Origin of the sequence: Neorhizobium sp. P12A (assembly GCF_008365395.1) — a bacterium.
In the GTDB taxonomy this organism is placed as follows: Bacteria; Pseudomonadota; Alphaproteobacteria; order Rhizobiales; family Rhizobiaceae; genus Rhizobium.
The window spans coordinates 1-1669 of sequence record NZ_QOVX01000068.1 but is presented as its reverse complement, the minus strand read 5'-3'; the positions used below and the strand labels follow the sequence as shown (position 1 = coordinate 1669).

Genomic DNA, 1669 nt, shown 5'->3' with positions numbered 1-1669 from the left:
CTAGTGCCCATCCATAAACGGTAAATCGCTGAAATTATTGACGGAATCGCGATACATCGGCGGGCAAAGCCCGGCGGTTTCAGGTATACTTTAGATCAAGCTACTGATTCTAAAGACGAACCCGTAACCGCCGGAGCCGACAATGCGCCAAGAACGCACGGTCCAAGCCAGTGTATTCGATCTTTTCGCCGAACACGAGATCGGTCATGAACTGAAGGCGATGTCGCAATGGCTGGATGAACATCGCGATCTGCTGGGGCTGGTGACGCGGGACCTGCGCCGGCATGGTCTTAAGGAGACCGGCCGCGAGGGGCTGCCAGCCGAGGCAGTGTTGCGCTGCGCACTGCTCAAGCAGCATCGCCAGTTGAGTTATCAGGAGCTGGCCTTCCATCTCGAAGACTCCGCCTCGTTCCGAGCCTTTGCCCGGCTGCCGTGGGGGTGGAGCCCGAAGAAGTCGGCCTTGCACAAGACGATCAGCGCGATCCGGGCGCAAACCTTTGAAGAGATCAACCGGGTGCTGCTGGCGAGTGCCCTGCAGGAGAAGCTCGAAAGTGGCAAGGTCGTGCGCGTGGACAGTACCGTCACCGCCGCACTGATTCATGAGCCGAGCGACAGTAGCCTATTATGGGACGCAGTCCGGGTGATGATACGGCTGTTGCAGCAGGCCGATGCGCTGGGTGGCACCATCATATGGCACGATCATTGCCGCGCGGCGAAGAAGCGGGCTCGAGCGATAGAATATACCCGCGGTCGCCCGAAACGGGTGAAGCACTACCGCGAACTGCTCAAGATCACGCACGCGACCTTGAGTTATCTGCAGCAGGCGAGTGAACAGTTGCCCCTGACGGCGGACCCGGCCGGCGAACTGTGGCAGACCCAGTTCCGCCACTATAAGCCGCTGATCGAGCGGATCATCGCCCAGACCGAACGGCGGGTCCTGACCGGCGAGCCGGTGCCGGCTGGCGAGAAGCTGGTGAGCCTGTTCGAGCCGCATGCCGACATCATCGTCAAAGGCAGCCGCGACGTCGACTACGGCCATAAACTCAATCTGACCACCGGCAGAAGCGGACTGGTCCTCGACCTCGTCGTCGAAACCGGCAACCCAGCCGACAGCGAGCGCTTGCTGCCGATGCTGGAACGCCACATCGCCTTCTATGGCCAGGCGCCGCTTCAGGCGGCGGCCGACGGTGGCTATGCCAGCCGCACCAATCTGAGCCAGGCCAAAGCCTGGGGCGTGCGCGACATGGCCTTCCACAAAAAAGCCGGCCTCAGGATTGAAGACATGGTCAAGAGCCACTGGGTCTATCGTAAGCTCAGAAACTTCCGCGCCGGCATCGAGGCCGGCATCTCTTGCCTAAAGCGCGCTTATGGCTTGGGGCACTGCACCTGGCGCGGGCTCGACCACTTCAAGGCTTATGTCTGGTCCTCGGTGGTCGCTTACAACCTCGCCCTCCTTGCCCGCCTCAGACCGACCTGACGCTCCTGATCCGGTAGCGTTCAGAGCAGCTCAGCGAGCGTCGGCCGATACCCCATGACCCCAATGCCGTCAGATCGCTCTTCGGGCCATAATCTGCGCGCTCTCTGCCATCACTCGTCCAAAAAAACGATGGCAGCCGGCAAACAACCTTTCAAAACCGCAGAAAAACAGGCGTTTATGGATGGGCACTAG

At 60.6% G+C, this 1669-nt stretch carries 1 protein-coding gene; it reads left to right on the top strand.

Annotated features, from left to right (window positions below):
* The first annotated feature begins 142 nt into the window (after positions 1-142).
* Positions 143-1477 (top strand): ISNCY family transposase, encoded by a 1335-nt coding sequence (locus tag DTW90_RS36885; protein ID WP_149345056.1) that lies wholly within the window; start codon positions 143-145, stop codon positions 1475-1477.
* Positions 1478-1669 lie beyond the last annotated feature (192 nt).